Below are 17,989 nucleotides of genomic sequence, written 5' to 3'. Positions count from 1 at the left end.
CACTACTATTGCGATAAAAAATACTATAAAGTCCATAATATACAAAATATTCGAAAATATGATAAAATAGTAGCGTGAAAAGGAGGATGAAGTATGACTGTTCAACAATTTACTGATTATGTGAAAAAGATGCAGCACTACGGAGAAGCGTTAAGTGTGATATATTGGGACATGCGCACAGGTGCACCTAAGAAGGGGTTAGCTCAGCGCTCAGAGGTAGTTGGAACATTATCTGCCTCTTTATTTGACATGCAAACTAGTGAAGAGTTAGGGCGATTACTAACGGATCTAGAGGGGCAAAAGGCAGATCTTGATTATGTTACGCTGCGTGTAGTAGAGGAAGTGCGTAAAGAGTATGATCAAAATAAAAAAATTCCGGCTGATGAATATAAGGAATTCGTAATTCTACAAACTAAAGCGGAAACAGCATGGGAAGAAGCAAAGGAAACAAATAATTTTGCTTTATTCCTTCCTTATTTAGAGGGAATTGTAAGCTGGCAGAAGAAATTCATTCAATATTGGGGTATTAAAAACGGTTCTCCATACAATACATTACTAGATTTATATGAACCTGAAATGACGACTGATGTTTTAGATCAAGTTTTTGGTGAATTACGTGAAACAATCGTTTCTCTTGTGCAAAAAATCGCAGATTCACCAAATAAACCAGATACAAGCATATTATTTAAGCATTTCCCTCGTGAATCTCAGCGTGCATTATCATTAGAAATATTAGCACAACTTGGCTATGATTTTGATGCTGGTCGCTTAGACGAAAGTGTGCATCCATTTATGATTGGCTTAAATCATGGAGATAATCGTATTACAACGAAATATGATGAAAACGATTTCCGCTCAGCAATTTTTGGAACAATCCATGAGTGTGGACATGCCATGTACGAACAAAATATCGATGTGAAGCTTGATGGTTTACCGTTAGCAACGGGTACATCTATGGGAATACATGAATCCCAATCTTTATTTTATGAGAATTTTGTAGGTAGGAACGAAAAGTTCTGGGAGCATAACTACGAGCGACTGCAAAAATATTCACCTGAGCAATTTGGTGATGTAGCATTAGCCGATTTCCTACGAGCAATTAATATGGTGGAACCATCGTTTATTCGCATTGAAGCAGATGAGTTAACATATCCACTACATATTATGATTCGCTATGAAATTGAACGTGACTTATTCAACGGCGATCTTCAAGCGAAGGATCTTCCACAAGTATGGAATGATAAATACGAGGAATATTTAGGAATTCGTCCTGAGACAGATGCAAAAGGGGTACTACAAGATATGCACTGGTCAGGGGGCATGTTTGGCTATTTCCCATCCTATGCTCTAGGAATGATTTACGCTGCACAATGGAAGCATTCAATGGATAAAGATATTCCAAACTTTGATGAGCTGTTAGAAAAGGGAGAGCTTCTTCCAATTCGAGAATGGTTAACAGACAAAGTCCATCAATACGGTGCACTGAAGAAGCCATTCGAATTGCTCCATGAGGCGACAGGGGAAGGCTTAAACGCTAAATATTTAGCAAATTATTTACAAGAAAAATATACGAAGCTGTATCAGCTCTAAAGCCCAAAGCGATTTCTCGTAACAGAGAAATCGCTTTTCTAAAAGCAAAATGGTCAAGAAAATTACTATGAATGTTGTGTCGCTTTCAATGAATGTGATTTTTGTTCCAGGCTACTCACTTTCACTCAGGCAAAACCCTGTTCCTGCAAAATTTTAGCTATAAGTGTGGGTCTTATGCAAGTGAATTGTTTACACTTGGGACGTGGACAGAGGCACTTTAGCGCTTTTGTTCTTCTTCAGTAGCGTTGCATAAATGTCGATATCATAAGTTGTAGTAGTTATCTGGGAATTATCACGTCTGGGCAATGGCTTAAACGGAAGGATCACCACGTAGGCAGTTTGTGTCCATTTAGTATTTCCATCCATATCAAGTTCGACGTTCCTGTAATCGAATAAGCAAACGAGGGTGCATTTAATGATATTCCATTCCTTAATTATAGGAAGAATAGGGGTAATTCAATTTAATTTATAGTATAATGATTATTTCAATAATTTCGATGGAAAAGAGGGAACGGATGCCTACTATACTGGTCGCTGACGACGACGCGAACATTCGCGAACTCGTCTGTTTATTTCTACGCAACGACGGATTCGCTACAGTCGAAGCCGCGGACGGCAAGGAAGCACTGGCCATCTACACATCAACGCAAGTCGATCTTGTCGTGCTCGACATTATGATGCCGATTATGGATGGTTGGACGTTATGCAAGGAGCTCCGAAGGGCCAATCCTGATCTTCCGTTACTTATGCTGACTGCAAGGGGCGAAACATGGGAAAAAGTGAAAGGATTTGAACTTGGAGCGGATGATTATTTGACTAAACCATTCGATCCGTTGGAGTTGTCGGTTCGTGTTAAGGCACTATTGAAACGATTCCGAATTGGCTCCACGCAGAAAATCCAGTTCGGCAACGTCATCCTTGATCGACAGACCTATAAGGTGATGAGGGGGACGGAGTCGCTCACCTTACCGCTCAAGGAGTTCGAATTACTTTATAAGCTCGCCGGAACACCCGGGCAAGTCTATACGCGAGTGCAGTTGATCGATCAAATTTGGGGGATTGATTACGCTGGAGATGATCGAACGATAGACGTACATATTAAACGCTTGCGCGAACGATTCGCGACTACAGCCGATTTTCGTATCGAAACGGTACGTGGGCTTGGTTACCGCCTTGAGGTGCACGAATGATCAAATCTTTATATACACGCGTAGTCCTGATATTTCTAGTCTCCGTAATCGGGGGCACGATCATTGCTTTTTTTGTAGCAACTTGGGTATTTGAAGATAAATTAAACGAGAACCTGCAAATCCCCTTACTTAACTTTGGTCAGGACATCGCCCGGATTTATGAGACATTACCGTTAAGTGAAGCGAACACATTCGTAAGTGGAATGAATCAGCTCAAATCCTATCATATTCGAATTTATGAAGAAACGGGTCAGTTCCAGTCTTATGGAGCGCTTAACGGAGACAAACCTGCCACTGTGACGATGGAACAGGTGACAAAAGTACTGGGTGGGGAAATTGTTCAAGTCAATCCGAGTGGTGTTTCTACTGTTCTCTTAGGGATGCCGTTGACAACTGAAATGGGAACGAAAGCGATGTTTGTAGAACCGGTCTCCCTCCCTTCCACCTCTTTTGTAATAAAATGGATTTTGAACTTTTCAACCTATTCGTTGATAGCAGGAAGCCTATTGATTCTGGTTGCTGCCATGTTCCTAGTCAAACCAATCAAAAAGCTGACAAAAGCGACTAAACATATAGCAGGTGGAGATTTTAACGTTAAGCTGAATATTAAGCAAAAGGGTGAGCTAGGTACTTTAGCTCGCAGCTTCGAAGAAATGATGCACGATTTACAGCAACTTGAGCAGATGCGTAGGGATTTCGTATCGAATGTGTCGCATGAAGTTCAGTCGCCGCTTACCTCGATATCCGGTTATGCTTTAGCGCTAAAGCAAGTAAACCTCGCAGATAACGAGCGGAGCCGTTATCTCGATATTATCATTGCTGAAGCAGATCGGATGTCCAAGATGAGTGATAGCCTGCTAAAGCTGAGTTTGCTTGAATCGCAGTCACAGCAACTGCGGCTGGTCACGTTCAGCCTTGATGAACAGATCAGACGAGTCATCGTCGCTATCCAGCCGCAATGGTCGGCTCGCAACATCCGTTTCGAACTCAATTTGAACGCTGTTCGCCTAATGGCTGATCATGATCAATTAAACCAGGTATGGACGAACATAATCGGCAATAGTATAAAATTTTCCAAAGATGGCGGAGTTATTAACATTAGCATCAAACAAGATATCAAAAATGTGACAGTCCGAGTATCCGACACTGGCATTGGTATTTCCTTAGAGGATCAGAAGCGTATATTTGAGCGGTTTTTTAAGGCTGATCGTTCCCATAGTCGTAAGTATGATGGCAGTGGTATGGGACTCGCCATCGTTAAACAGATCGTATCGCTTCATCAAGGCGACATCCGAGTGGAAAGCGTGCCTGGCCGAGGAACGACTGTCATTGTCACGTTGCCAATCACAACACCAGCAGAGTAATTAGATTCATGTTGTACATTCGAATTATTTAAACGTCCTCGTATTTCCCATGTTATGGCGTCATATGCAAACTTTCTTGCATGTGACGCCGTAACTTTTTTTGTTTGTTCATATTCCGTTCATATTGTTGTCATAGGGAGTACATCTTCGTCCTATAAGCTATCCTTAATGACCCATATAAGATATCTAGTAAATAGATAAGAAAAGGAGAAGATGAGAGTGAAACTAAAAGAAGAGGTAATGAAAATGAGGATGGGTAAACCACTTATCTTTATACTTAAAGCAATAGGAGTTATAGCTATTGCAATAGTACTTTTTCTGGTCATTGTTTTTATTGTTAATATTGTCTGTAACAAATCGGAGCAAGAAAAAATAGAAACTTATGGTCAGTCTGTAACAGTAGACGGAAAAAATATGAATGTGTTAATTCAAGGAGAAGGCGAAGAAACCATCGTGCTCCTACCTGGCTATGGAACAGCGGCACCAGCACTTGATTTTAAGCTGCTCATCGATGAATTATCTCCATTTTACAAAGTTGTCGCGATTGAGCCTTTCGGATATGGATTAAGTGATGAAACCGATAAAGAACGAAGCACTGAGAATATTGTCAGTGAAATGCATGAAGCTTTACAGCAGCTTAATATTGACCATTTTACGCTAATGGGCCACTCCATAGCAGGTATCTACGGCCTTGATTATGTCAACAAATATCCAAACGAAGTGAGTGCATTTGTAGGAATTGATACTAGTGTTTCTACACAAGGCGGTATGGATGTCAAATTTCCATTAAAAACATTCGCGTTTCTCGAAAAATCAGGTCTTTTGAGATTAATCAAGAAAGTAGGTACAGACCCCTATGCTGAACTAGTATTTGATGATCAAGCCAAAGAGCAAATGAAAATGATTTCAAATAAAAACTCGTATAATGCCACTACCTTGAATGAGATGGAACATATTTCTTCTAATTTTAAAAAGGCTCAAAATTTAACATTCCCTAAAGATCTTCCGCTTCTTTTATATGTACAAGCAAATAATACGGACAGGGAAAATTGGGTATCACTGCATGAAGAGCAAGCTAAAGAGTCAATGCTTGGAAAAGTAATAACATTGGATGGATCACATTATTTACACCATAGCAAATTCAAAGAAATCGCTGAAAACTTTAGAGAATTTATGAAAGAATTAAAGTGAGTGCGAGAAAGGTCCCTGATATTATCCCGCATTAAAACGGTCAGTAAGACGCCTGCCTCAAGTGGAAAGATGTAAACGAGTCAATTAGGTGGGCGATCAACGGAGCGTAAATGCCCGATTGGTTCAACTAACAATCAATGGAGGATGAAGAAAACCCCCACTGATAGGAGTTTCACTTTATGCATATGTCTAAGTGATATAAAGACCGCCCTTTAGGACGGTTTTTTCACTTTTTATTTATCAAAGCGAACCTGTTCGAAATTCATATTGCCTACCGTAGCATTTTTTTCTTGTTCATACTCTGTTCATATTGTTGTCATAGGGGGTACATCTTCTTTATATAAGCTGTTCTTAACGGTTTGTGAAGGTAGCCGGAATACACTGATGTGGATAGAAGATACGAATAGAGAATGAAAGGGAGGGGAGGCACGAGTACAGGTAGAAAACGAGCTACAACTGCCGCTCTACATCACTCGTGCAAAAATAATGAAAAAAGCGTTTAACATTATAGTTAAATTATTAGGAGTTTTAGCTATAGCAATAGTACTTTTTCTAGCTATTGTTTTTATAGTGAATAAGGTTAGCAACAAATCGGAGCAAAGAAAAATAGAATCTTATGGTCAGTCTGTAACAGTAGACGGAAAAAATATGAATGTGTTAATTCAAGGAGAAGGCGAAGAAACCGTCGTGCTCCTACCTGGTTATGGAACAGCGGCTCCAGCACTTGATTTTGAGCCGTTAGTGAAAGAGTTGTCTCCTTATTACAAGGTCATCGTGATCGAGCCTTTTGGTTATGGACTAAGTGATGTAACGGAAAAGGAACGAATCCTGGAGAATATGGTAAATGAAATTCATGAAGCATTGCAGAGTCTAAACATTGACCGATATATTCTAATGGGCCACTCCATTTCAGGCATTTACGGCCTGGATTATGTGAATAAATATGAAAACGAAGTAAGTGCATTTGTCGGGATCGATAGCAGTGTTCCAACGCAGGGTGGTACGGATGATCCATTCCCATCAGGAACATATAAACTGCTCAAAAAATCAGGTTTCCTACGATTGTTAATGAAACTGAGCCCTGACCAATTGGTTGCACCAACTGTAGATGATGAAACAAGAGAACAAATCAAAATCCTTACACTCAAAAACATGTTTAATCCGAACACCCTAAGTGAAGGCGAACATTTTAACCCTAATTTTAAAGCTGCTGAAAACTTGACCTTCCCCAAGAATCTTCCTGTTATTTTCTTTTTACAAGCGAATGATACCGAAACGGAAGGATGGATACCACTGCATGAAGAGCAAGTCAAAGATTCTGTACATGGAAAAGTGATAACATTTGAAGGAGGACATTATTTACACCATACCAGATCAAAGGAAATCGTTGAAAACTTCAGAGAATTTATGAAAGAAGTAAAGTGAATGTGCTGAGTAAGGTTCCTTCACGGATTTATCCCGCATTTACGGTCAGTAAGACGCTCACCTCAAGTGGAAAGATGAGAACGAGTAGAAGCCCGACGCCTCCAGGAAAGCGCCCAGTCGGAACTGAAATCAACCACTCGTTTTTGCTGAAAAGCTATACTTTATTATGACACCTTTATTGCATTTTTTTCAGCAAAGTAAAAAGCGATTTCTCAGCTAGAGAAATCGCTTTTTTATGAAGATGCAAAACATTGTTACCAAAGCTTATAGCCTTTAGAGCCAGGAGGGGAGTTAGAAATAATATCGATAATTGGAATAGTATAAGCAAATAAAATTAATGCTACTAAAATAACAAGCCATACTTTAAAGTTCTCTAAGATAGCTGGTGTAGGACCACCATTTTCATGTGCTTCACCAACTGGGAATTCCTCTTCGCCTTTTGGTGCAAACCATGCTAATTTCACCACAATATAAAGTATGATTATGATAGCGATGAACAGGATTGTGCCACCAACAGCCTGAGCGATTTGATAAGGAATCCAATCATAAGCTTGTTGAGCACCGCCATACTCAGAGTAATCGGATCGACGAGGTGCACCGATCAGACCAGCGATATGCATAGCGGAAGACATAATTGTCATACCAGTAGCCCATAAAATAGCTGCAAAATTACCAAGATTGTTTAAAGATTTAGTCAGTGTGCGACCTGTTAAATGTGGAATTAACCAGAATGCAGCACTGAAATAAGTTAATACGACTGTTGTTGCAATTGTTAAATGGAAATGTCCAGTAACCCAAATGGTATTATGAATTAATTGGTTCATTTGGTAAGAAGCATTGATGATACCTCCTGCGCCACCAGGAATAAATACTACCATACCGATAAATGGCACAAAGAAACGAGCATCTTTCCATGGTAATTTTTTAAACCAGCCGTAAAGACCTTTCCCACCTAATTCACGACCACGTAATTCAAACATTGCAAACATCGAGAAGGCAGTCATTAAGGATGGTACGATTACGGCAAATGTTAAAACAACTTGTATGAATTTCCATGTACCATCAATACCGGGCTCTGTTAATTGGTGATGGATCCCAACTGGTACAGAAAAAATTAAGAACAGCATAAACGACAGTCTTGCTAAAGAATCAGAGAAAATTTTTCCTCCAATAACCTTCGGAATAATGACATACCAAACCATGTATGCTGGTAATAACCAGAAGTACACAAGAGCATGACCGAAATACCAGAACAATGTACGGGATAGTGCTACATCAACACGTTCGATAAAGCCTAAGGACCATGGAAGTAGCTGGAATAGAACAGAAACAGCTACACCTAGAGTTGCTACGAACCACATTAAGTTGTTGACAACAACCATAAATGATAATAATGGGCTTCGTTGTCCGCTTCCTTTGTTTTCTTTACGCCACTGTGCATATCGTAAAATTTGACCTGCGCCGCCAACCCAAGAACCAACAACGACTAATGTAAGGCCTAAATAGAATATCCAGTGAGCTTTTAATGGAGCATAGAACGTATATAAAACAGTTGCCTCATTAAGTAGAACCATTGTTGCAGCAGCTGCTGTACCGATAGTCATTAACCAGAAGCCAATCCAGCCAAGGCGACGTTGGCCATCTGAAAAAGTCCCTGACGTACGGCTAACACTGGCAATTTGGAAACCAAAAATAAAGAATGTTGTTAAAATAAGACCGAGTAAAACACCATGTACGGTTAAAACTTGATAGTAACCAATGCCTGCTGGTAATGTAAATTGTCCAGAACGAACGAAAACTTGTAATAAACCTGCAAGACCCCCTAATAACAATGCGATGAATGCCACGTAAATATGTGCCATCGCTAGCTTCGCATCACGACGATCCACTTTTGTCAAATTATTATTGAGACTCATTTGGCTTCACCACCTTTAGCATAGAGTGCATCATCGTATGTCCTGTACCACAGTATTCATTACATACGATTAAAAACTCTCCTTCTTTATTTACTGTAGTTACATATTCAGAAATGTAACCTGGTTCAAGCATCATATTAATATTTGTACCTGCAACTTCAAAACCGTGCATAACATCTGCACTTGTTGCGATAAATTTCACCTTAGCTCCAAAAGGAACTTCAATTTCTGGAGGATTGTAATTAAATGCTGATGCTAAAACAACCACTTCATAATCCCAATCTTTACCCTCTACTTTATGAACACCAGGATTATCGAAGGGGGCAAATTCTTTTACTTTCTCATAATCTAGTGTTTTTTTACCATTGTTCGGGTGTGAGCCTTGATGGAATGCACCGATGCCTAGAATGATAAGGAATGCTACTAAAGTAGCAACTCCAAACACAAGCCAATATTTTTCATACTTATGTAAGTGCATATGTCTCTGTCCTTTCTTAGTAGAATCAATTATGCCTTGGCATAATTGCGTCCGGAATCGGCTTTGTGCTTAGGCCTGCAGATGTCTTTTGCGCGAAAGCGTAGCGGCAGCAGCACCGATGCAGGTCAGTTAGCCGTTATCGCATGGATGCGATGATCTTAGGCTAACATCCTATATTGAACTCCTTTCCGATTCCGTGTCATCCGCCGGAGGCTTTAATTTCTTTCAGTGGAAACCCGCTGAAAGAAGTTAAAAACGATTCATGAACAAATCGAAGCAGTACACCCAAAGCAAGATAATAATGATTCCTACTCCAAATACCGCATAGAGTGAACCTTTTAAATTTTCATCTGACTTTTTTTTATTTGCCATTTTTGCTCCTCCTACGCTTTTAATGTGTCTTTCTTATTGCCATGATATATAAATAAATTTCTTTTTGATGTGAAAAAAATCACACTTCTTAGCGAAATATGTGAAAAAAATGTGAAAAATTGAGGAGGAAATAAAAAATAGCCACCTCAATAGTCATTGAGATAGCCACTTATTGGATAGAATTAGAGTAATTTTTATTAAAATCTCTTATTTTTTAAGAAATTTTACTAATTGAAATTTAGACTTGAGCATAATGGAGCATCCTCTGTTAACTAAAGAGAATGAAAAAGAGTGTTCATAAATGTTTGATGTATTAGCATAGGATATATCATCATTTGGAACAGTTCGATATTCTAGTACTCTATTCTTCTTCAATAGTTAAAAGAACTGTCAGCGGACCAACGTTTGGAATTGTAACAGGGAGTACAAATGCCTTTTCAAAGCCGTATAACTTCGTGTTGCCAACCATCACTGTTGGCGGTGTGATATCAATTTCCAAGCTTTCTTGTCCTACGGTAGTACATAAATTTCCTGCAATCATATTTCCGAATTCCCCTGTAAAGGATTCCAACATTTCTCCTTCAAGAGGCATACCAAACATCGTATTGCCGATGCCGCTAAATATTTCTGGAGAAGAATCAATGATTACACGGCCCTTTAAATCCCCTATTAAACCAATTAAAACACCCATTTGCTGTTGTTGAAATGGTTCAGAAATAATACTAGGAGTTTTCACCTCTATATCCATGGGCAGGATCGATTTTAAAGCGTGAATTGTCCCATTTAAAATAGTTTGAAAGTACTTCGAATTACTCATCTTTACCGCATCCTTTTTCCGACTTTTCTACATCTTACCATGTTAAATGGGTAAGATGAAAGTATGTCTTGACGAATTAGTGGGAAATTTATATTATATTAATGAGAATGATTTTCAAAATCAATAGATGGACGTTTAAGTCTTTTCAAATAATAATTTTATATAAAAAGGAGCGGTCAGCAATGACATTCGTATTTATTGGGGCAGCAGTGGTTATCTATATTGGAGTGGGAAAACACGTCATGAAACAGGCGACTGCACATTTGAAATAAGAGGATAATAATAAAAACAATTTTCATATAGGTAGAGCATGGTCTAAGTAATTTTGAGATCATGCTTTTTTTATTTATCATTAATACTTTAGTAGCATTAACGACAACAAGAGTTGTTTGTTTTTTTCAGAAATATATTGTAAAAGGGACTTGTTTTTTTGTAGAATTAAACAAATCAGTGCGGTACTAGTTGATAAAAAATGATACATAAGATTAAAAAATTCAATAAATGACTGATTCTCTAACCAATCAATCAGAGTTATAGTATCTGCACCAATAAATAAAAGTAAAATAAGGATAAGGAATCAAGTGACGTCCTTTAGAAATTAGGTGATGACAATGACAAAGATATTATTAACTGGGTTTGTACCATTTCTTGATTATAAAATTAATCCAACAATGCAAATTGTGGAAAATTTAAATGGAGAAATGATGGATGGCTATGAAATTGTAGGACGCATTTTGTCAGTAGATTTTCAGCAATCTGCTCAGCAGCTGAAACAATATATAGCTGAGATAAAGCCACAAATCATTATTTCATTAGGCTTAGCTGGAGGACGTTATAAAATAACGCCTGAGCGAATTGCTATTAATATTAAAGACGGTGAAGCAGATAATAATGGTTATATACCAGTAGATGAGAGCATTTATGATGGTGGTGTAGATGCCTATATTACGAATTTACCTATTAGAAATATGGTGAATCGTTTATGCAAAGAGGGATATCCAGCGGAAATATCAAATACGGCGGGTACCTATTTATGCAATAATATTATGTATGAAGGGCTAGTTTATGCAAAGCAACATAAAGGGATTCGTGCTGGATTTATTCATATTCCTGCGTCATTTGATTTGGCGATTCAGCATGGAAAAATACCGGGGTGGAATATTAAAGATTTAATAACTTCTATTAGGCTCTGTATCGAGGAGACAATTAGTGCAACAAATGATTGATTTTCCTACTACGATGTGGATTACCCAACAGACCCTCCATTTTGGTAAAAGCGTTGCAGATAATGCATGGGGCATGTTCACAACTTTTCTAAGGTACAAGTTAGAGGAGCAAGGGAAAAAACATCATGTTGGCCAAAAGCCGATTCAGGACGCAATTATGCCGAGGTTATGTCAGTACAACAAAAGAAAATCAAAATTTCCGCGCAAACATTATGTATACACGGAGATGGTCCACCTGCACTGGACTATGCTAAAAAAGTTTATAAGTTTAGATGTCAAATGGAATAAATAGAAAAGTAGTATGGATGCCCTTAAATATTCCGAGGCATCCATTTTTTGTTTATATGAGGTTTATTCTTTTACTCGTGAAATAAAGTCTCTCTTTACTTAAGGCGATTAAAGTGTAGTCACTAATTCAACAGCCTCAACAATAATTGGTGTTCCTGCTAGTAAAGTGCCTGTAACAGTATGGAATGTTAATTCCGCTCCAGAAACTGAATAAGAACCACCTTCCTGAAGCACCCCATTTATATATAAATTATAGTACCCGTTTGTAACGATGGGGAAAGTAGTTGCGGCAGAACCACTATCATTTAAAAAGGTATTAGCGGCAACCGTTGTACCATCAGTGATCGATAAGGGAGCAGCTAAAACATTGAAAAATCTTGTCGAAGTTCCTGTAACATTGACATGAATATTAATAATAGACAGCGCCAATTAATTTTCACCTCCTTTCATTGATTTGCTATCTTACTCTGTAGAAAAACCTAATGATTCTATGATGATTGGAGTACCCTCATAAATTGTTGAATTATCTGAACTTAAGGTTAACGATGTTTGAGTTAAGGTGTAAATTCCACCTTCTTGCATTACGGCATTGATATAAAGATTAACGTAGCCATTCGGATTAAAAATCTTAAACTCAGTTACTGGGTTCCCATCATCATCCCAAAATAGGCTAGCTGCTAGAGTCGCCCCGTTAGTTAAATCAATATCTGATGTAGCAATATAGAAATATCTATTTACTGTTGGAATAATATTTCCAATAGGATCAATGACCGGGGGAGGGTCTACTGAAGGAATAGTACTAGCTTTTATACGTGGCCAAATAAACCGATCTTCACACACACATTCACAATCTTGCTCGATTTTTTGGTGATTCCTAAAGTTCACCATATTTTTATCACTCCATTTAATTAATTTTTTCCCAAGTTAACTTTGTAATTTTCACTATTATTAGTATGGCAATCACACATCAAACTTTTTTTGAAACTTAATTTTCCTTACCTTAAAATATGAAAAAAATTATTATTTGCTTAGTTGTACATCCATTTTTAAATAGAAATTAGTAGTTTTATAAAAAATAATGGGCTACCACCATAAATTGAGGATGACATTTGTTAAAACTTAGCCTTGCAAAAGTTGATTGGGGTGGAGACTGCTTGGGGTTAGTAATGAAAGGAACGAAGGCAAAAACCATCACGTCCTGTGATAACGCCTTCGTAACTAACGTCGTGTTAGCCTGACGCCCTCAGTCGGAACGGAAATCAACAACGTTTTGAAAGTGGGCCTGAAAAATGCATAAAATTTTTTTGATTAAACAGGACGATATGGATGAATATGGCGTCTGAAACCTTTATATATATGCTTTTTAAAGTAAATAAGTGTTATACTTTACTTGTCGAATAAGGTAGAATACTAATTATGACTATCCTCATTCATAAAAACTACTTCCTCTGAAGTGGTAAGATGAATGCGGATATAGTTCCTTTCCAAACAAGACTGAAATAGAGGAACTCAGTCTAAGAACGCCACGTCCTGTGGCAACGACTGAGTGACCAACATCGTGTTGGCCTAATGCCTCCGGCGGATGTCACGGATTTTATAGGAGTGAATTGTGCTCGCACAATTCAAAATCCGGACGCAATTACGCCAAGGCGAAATTGATTAATATAAATAAAGGGGTTACTGTTTTTATGAAAGATTTTGAACAACAGTTGGAGGCGCTATTAAAGCAAGCTTCGTTACAATACATAATTTATCAGCATAATGGTGATACAGAGCGTATGGATAAGACATCACTTTTTGCACGTAAAATACAGCAAAAAGAATATGTTATTGGCTTTGCAGGCCATTTCTCTGCTGGTAAGTCAAGTATGATTAACGCACTATCAGGTGAAGATTTACTTGCGTCAAGTCCTATTCCAACGAGTGCCAATATCGTCAAAGTCCATAAATCAGATGAAGACTTTGCGATTGTCTATATGCACAATGAGAAGCCTGTAAAATTTGAAGCAGGTTATGATTTTAAAACCGTGAAAGAACTTAGTAAAAATGGGGACCTTGTGTCACAAATTGAAATTGGTCATAGTACATCGACATTACCACTAGGTGTTACAGTTATGGATACGCCAGGTGTCGACTCAACAGATGATGCACACCGTATGTCAACAGAGTCAGCCCTTCATATTGCTGATATCGTATTTTATACAATGGACTACAATCACGTGCAATCAGAATTGAATTTTCAATTTACGAAACAATTAATGAAGTACAATCCAAACGTTTATTTAATCGTAAACATGATTGATAAACATAATGAAAATGAATTAAGTTTTGAGGAATTTAAAGCAACAGTTCACAATTCCTTTGCGGCTTGGGGTGTAGTACCAAAAGGTGTGTTTTTCACTTCATTAAGAGAACCTGAGCACCCTTATAACGATTTTAAAGCTGTAAAGAAAATTGTTATGGATAGTATGAATGATTGGCAAGATCAACTTGTACAGACTGCATCAAATACGCTGGGTTTATTACAAAGTGAGCATGATGCTTATTTAACAGAAGAAAGACAAGATCGTTTAGACATCGATGAAGATGTATTAAGTGCCGATGACTGGGCAAACCATAAAGATATTTTAGAGCAGTACAATAAGCTAAATCGTCAAGTTGAATTGTTCTCAATAGAGGCATGGAATGAAACGTTCGAAAATCAACGTAAAGAACTTCTTGCGAATGCTGCCATTATGCCAGCTGATTTACGCGATAAATTACGTCTGTATTTAGAGAGTCAGCAGGATGGTTTCAAGGTAGGGGGCTTATTTACTGCTAAGAAAAAAACAGAGGAAGAGCGTAACCGCCGTAAAGAGGATGCTTATATTGCCTATCAAAATGTTGTCCATGCACAGATTACTGGACATTTAAAAGGGCTAATGAAAAAGGTGTTAAAGGATGTCAGTGCATTAAATGAAGAACGTGCTACAGCTATTGATGCCTACGCCTTTGAATTACCATTCTCACTTATTGAGCAGCAGGTACAAGTTGGAGCTATATTAACTGGGGATGCCGTTTTAAACTTCGCAAACCGTGTGGCAGAGGCAACAAAACGCTACTTCATCCAGGAAACAGATAATTGGAAGGATGCACAAGCAACAACTTTAGAAGCGGTGGCTACTGAAACAGCTGCTCCATCTAAATTAAAAATGGCCGGGATGCAAGCGAAAGTTGATGCTATTCAGTCAGTGCTTGAAATTGAGGGCTATCAGCAATATAGTGCAAGTATTATGCATCAGGCAAGTAATGAAATACGTAAGCTAGCAAATCAACAGCTTACAAATTGGGATCATGCCTTTAAGCAAGATTTAGCAGATATTCGATTATTTGATGAATCGATGTTAAAGCCAAAAGAGGAAGCGTTACAACAGGAAGAGGCACAACAATCAGTAAGTGCTACAAGTCTTCCTATTGAAGGTGTAGTTAAGCGTGCACTTCATACGGCAAATGCGGTAAAAGATGTACAAGGCTTTGCAGAAGTGGCAAGTTACTTAGAAAATAAAGTAGAACGATTACAGAAAAAGGATTTCACAATCGCGCTTTTCGGTGCATTTAGTGCAGGGAAATCTTCGTTCTCTAATGCATTAATGGGTGCCAAAGTTTTACCTGTATCACCAAACCCTACAACGGCGGCTATTAATAAAATTCGTCCTGTGACGCCAGAGCATCCGCATGAAACAGCAGATGTACTGTTAAAAACAGCTGACCAAATGCTAGAGGATATTAAAGCTTCATACGCAGCAGTTGGTTTATCAGTTTCTTCTTTAGAAGAGGCGTTTAATCGTGCAGATGAGGGACTTGCGGTGCAGCTATCGGACGAACGCTTAAATGTGCATAAATCATTTATTCGTGCATATAAAGAAGGATTCCCAACATTTAAGTCTGAGCTTGGAAAAGTATTACGTGTTAATCGTGAAGAGTTCGAAAAATTTGTTGCGCAAGAAAATAAATCATGCTTTGTTGATAATATTGATTTCTATTATGATAGTCCGTTAACACGTATGGGTGTGACACTTGTTGACACACCAGGAGCAGATTCTATTAATGCGCGTCATACAGGTGTTGCGTTTGAATATATTCGTAATGCTGATGCAATCTTGTTTATTACTTATTATAATCATGCTTTTGCTAAAGCTGACCGCGAGTTTTTAATCCAACTAGGGCGTGTGAAAGATGCCTTCGAACTTGATAAGATGTTCTTTATCGTCAACGCGATTGATTTAGCGACAACAGAAGAAGAGCAGGAAGATGTAAAAGGCTATGTACGTTCAGAGCTACAACGCTTTGGCATTCGCTTCCCTCGACTTTATGGTGTGTCAAGCTTATTGGCGTTAAAAGAAAAAGTAGAGGGTGCTGATTTAACATCAGGTATGCCACCATTCGAAGATGCATTCCATACATTCTTAAATGATGAATTAAGTGCATTGGCTGTTCAGGCGCTTGCAGAAGAAGTCGATAAAACAGAGCAACGTTTAGGTGACTTAATTGCGCAAACAGAAGAGAACTTAAAGCGTAAGGATGAGCGTTTAGAGGAATTAACAACTCTTGAACAGCATATAAAATCGAAGTTTAATACGCTTAATACAAGTATGGTAGAAAGTGAAACGAAGCAAGAGCTTGATGAATTACTATATTATGTTCTTCAACGTGTGTATTATCGTTACCCAGAGTTCTTTAAGGAAGGCTACAATCCTTCAACATTTGCCGCAATGCCGGCTCAGCAAGCATTAGAGCATGCTTTAAAAGAAGTAATGCAAAGTTTACGCTTTGACTTTACACAAGAAATGCGTGTAACAAACTTCCGTTTATCACAGTTTATTAGTAAGAAGATACAACAGCGCTTTAAAGATGAAGTACGTGAACTAAAAGAATTAAACCGTAGCTTCTCATTCTTAGCGTTTGAATCTTCTGAGCCAGATTTACTTGATTTTGAAGGGCCATTTACAGATATCGCGAAATATTCGGGTGTGAAATCACACTTCCGCAATCAAAAGGCATTCTTTGAGAAGAATGAAAAAATGAAACTAAGTGAGGCGCTTGAAGTATTAACTAAACCAGATGCGCAAAACTATTTAGATTCACAGAAAGTATCCCTAATGACATGGGCTATTACTTATATTGCTGAGGAAGCGGAGAATTTACGTCTGCATATTTTCCATCAGGGACTTGAACAAATCGCAACAGAAAGACTTGCACTTCAGGAAGAAAGTCGTTTAGCTTCTTGGAAAGCTATTTACGAACAATTACAATACGCATGAGGTGATTCATTTGGGAAAAGTATTCAAATCAGTTGAGGAAATTCAGTTAGATGGAGTCCGTTTCGTAGATGCTCGCTTTGATTTACAAAACAAAGAGGCGGGGAATAAAATATTTGAAGAGTCACACGCTCCAGGAGCGATTTATATCGATTTAGAGCAGGATCTATCAGATATGGGGTCTAAAAATGGTCGTCATCCTATGCCAAATAAGGAAAAATTATCGGCAGTATTTCAAGGATTAGGATTAAGTTATGAGGACCAAATTGTCGTTTACGATCAAGGAGCGGCACCATTTGCACCTCGTGCTTGGTGGATGCTGACATATGCGGGCTTTCCAAATGTAGTGATTGTGAACGGTGGTGCACCTGCTCTAGAGGAAAAAATATCTTTCACAAAAGACATTATAAAATATCCACCGAAATCGATTGAATTTGTTTGGCGAGATGAGCTATATGCTCCACGTGAAGCAGTTAAAGCCATTGTAGATGGAGAAGTTGAAGCAACGTTGCTTGATGCACGTGCCGCAGCTCGCTACCGTGGTGAGATGGAGCCTCTTGATTTGGTAGCTGGGCATATTCCAACTGCGAAAAACTTTGACTGGGAGCAATTAAAATCAGATGGCCGTTTGCAAGCCAATGATGCGTTACGCAGCAAGGTTGCTCAAGACGAGCATGTTGTAGTGTATTGTGGAAGCGGCGTTACAGCATCACCATTGTATGCAGTGCTAGCAGATGAGGGTTACGAAAATATTCAACTGTATGTAGGTAGCTTTAGTGACTGGATTACACAATATGATGTTGAAAAAGGAACAAATGAATAAATGATAGAAGAA

At 38.4% G+C, this 17,989-nt stretch carries 14 protein-coding genes and 1 pseudogene; 9 read left to right on the top strand and 6 right to left on the bottom strand.

Translation table 11 applies throughout. From position 1 onward, the window contains the following. Nucleotides 1-93: 93 nt before the first annotated feature. The 5 genes from ACZ11_RS12635 to ACZ11_RS12615 all read left to right on the top strand — a co-directional run bounded on the left by ACZ11_RS12635 (nt 94) and on the right by ACZ11_RS12615 (nt 6,760). The gene (locus ACZ11_RS12635; RefSeq protein WP_049666554.1) at nt 94-1,590 is read left to right on the top strand and encodes a carboxypeptidase M32; all 1,497 of its coding nucleotides are present in this window, start codon (nt 94-96) and stop codon (nt 1,588-1,590) included. Nucleotides 1,591-2,105: 515 nt separating this feature from the next. Beyond that, nucleotides 2,106-2,780 (top strand): response regulator transcription factor, encoded by a 675-nt coding sequence (locus tag ACZ11_RS12630; RefSeq protein WP_049666553.1) that lies wholly within the window; start codon nt 2,106-2,108, stop codon nt 2,778-2,780. After that, a complete protein-coding gene (locus ACZ11_RS12625) occupies nt 2,777-4,144 on the top strand; it encodes a sensor histidine kinase (protein ID WP_049666551.1) in 1,368 nt (455 codons plus the stop codon). The genes ACZ11_RS12630 and ACZ11_RS12625 overlap by 4 nt, the downstream gene beginning before the upstream one ends. Before the next feature lie 240 nt (nt 4,145-4,384). Then, complete coding sequence (locus tag ACZ11_RS12620) at nt 4,385-5,335, top strand: alpha/beta hydrolase (RefSeq protein ID WP_370043660.1); 951 nt, start codon at nt 4,385-4,387, stop codon at nt 5,333-5,335. A gap of 486 nt (nt 5,336-5,821) precedes the next feature. Beyond that, nucleotides 5,822-6,760, top strand: coding sequence for an alpha/beta hydrolase (locus ACZ11_RS12615; RefSeq protein WP_049666549.1), 939 nt, complete (start codon nt 5,822-5,824; stop codon nt 6,758-6,760). Nucleotides 6,761-7,014: 254 nt separating this feature from the next. Here ACZ11_RS12615 and ACZ11_RS12610 read toward each other — a convergent pair whose 3' ends face one another. The 4 genes from ACZ11_RS12610 to ACZ11_RS12600 all read right to left on the bottom strand — a co-directional run bounded on the left by ACZ11_RS12610 (nt 7,015) and on the right by ACZ11_RS12600 (nt 10,343). Beyond that, the gene (locus ACZ11_RS12610; RefSeq protein WP_049666547.1) at nt 7,015-8,676 is read right to left on the bottom strand and encodes a b(o/a)3-type cytochrome-c oxidase subunit 1; all 1,662 of its coding nucleotides are present in this window, start codon (nt 8,674-8,676) and stop codon (nt 7,015-7,017) included. Next, nucleotides 8,663-9,154: a cupredoxin domain-containing protein gene (locus ACZ11_RS12605; protein WP_049666546.1), complete on the bottom strand. Its 492-nt coding sequence runs from the start codon at nt 9,152-9,154 to the stop codon at nt 8,663-8,665. Before ACZ11_RS12605 ends, ACZ11_RS12610 begins: the two co-directional genes overlap by 14 nt. Nucleotides 9,155-9,403: 249 nt before the next feature. Beyond that, a complete protein-coding gene (locus ACZ11_RS27260) occupies nt 9,404-9,526 on the bottom strand; it encodes a hypothetical protein (protein ID WP_268636764.1) in 123 nt (40 codons plus the stop codon). Between the two features lie 361 nt (nt 9,527-9,887). Next, nucleotides 9,888-10,343 (bottom strand): chemotaxis protein CheX, encoded by a 456-nt coding sequence (locus ACZ11_RS12600; RefSeq protein WP_049666545.1) that lies wholly within the window; start codon nt 10,341-10,343, stop codon nt 9,888-9,890. Nucleotides 10,344-10,954: 611 nt separating this feature from the next. Here ACZ11_RS12600 and ACZ11_RS12595 point away from each other — a divergent pair. Continuing rightward, entirely contained in the window at nt 10,955-11,569 is a 615-nt protein-coding gene (locus ACZ11_RS12595; RefSeq protein ID WP_049666543.1) for a pyroglutamyl-peptidase I, read from the top strand. A gap of 28 nt (nt 11,570-11,597) precedes the next feature. Further along, nucleotides 11,598-11,690, top strand: a pseudogene (locus ACZ11_RS27020) (RNA-guided endonuclease InsQ/TnpB family protein); the annotation flags it as partial. A gap of 275 nt (nt 11,691-11,965) precedes the next feature. Here the strand turns inward: ACZ11_RS27020 and ACZ11_RS12585 are convergent. Together ACZ11_RS12585 and ACZ11_RS12580 are read right to left on the bottom strand one after the other, a co-directional pair. Continuing rightward, nucleotides 11,966-12,286 (bottom strand): DUF4183 domain-containing protein, encoded by a 321-nt coding sequence (locus ACZ11_RS12585; protein WP_049666540.1) that lies wholly within the window; start codon nt 12,284-12,286, stop codon nt 11,966-11,968. 33 nt (nt 12,287-12,319) lie between these two features. Further along, on the bottom strand, nt 12,320-12,745 hold the full coding sequence (locus tag ACZ11_RS12580) for a DUF4183 domain-containing protein (protein WP_049666539.1): 426 nt from the start codon (nt 12,743-12,745) through the stop codon (nt 12,320-12,322). Nucleotides 12,746-13,545: 800 nt separating this feature from the next. Here ACZ11_RS12580 and ACZ11_RS12575 point away from each other — a divergent pair. Beyond that, the gene (locus tag ACZ11_RS12575) at nt 13,546-17,157 is read left to right on the top strand and encodes a dynamin family protein (RefSeq protein ID WP_049666537.1); all 3,612 of its coding nucleotides are present in this window, start codon (nt 13,546-13,548) and stop codon (nt 17,155-17,157) included. A 10-nt stretch (nt 17,158-17,167) separates the two neighbouring features. Continuing rightward, nucleotides 17,168-17,977, top strand: a complete 810-nt coding sequence (locus tag ACZ11_RS12570) for a sulfurtransferase (protein ID WP_049666536.1) — start codon at nt 17,168-17,170, stop codon at nt 17,975-17,977. The last annotated feature ends 12 nt before the right edge of the window (nt 17,978-17,989 follow it).

The organism is Lysinibacillus xylanilyticus (assembly GCF_001183605.1).
Taxonomy (GTDB): Bacteria; Bacillota; Bacilli; order Bacillales_A; family Planococcaceae; genus Lysinibacillus; species Lysinibacillus xylanilyticus.
Note: the sequence above shows the minus strand (reverse complement) of the source record. Positions and strands in the feature narration are given on the sequence as shown.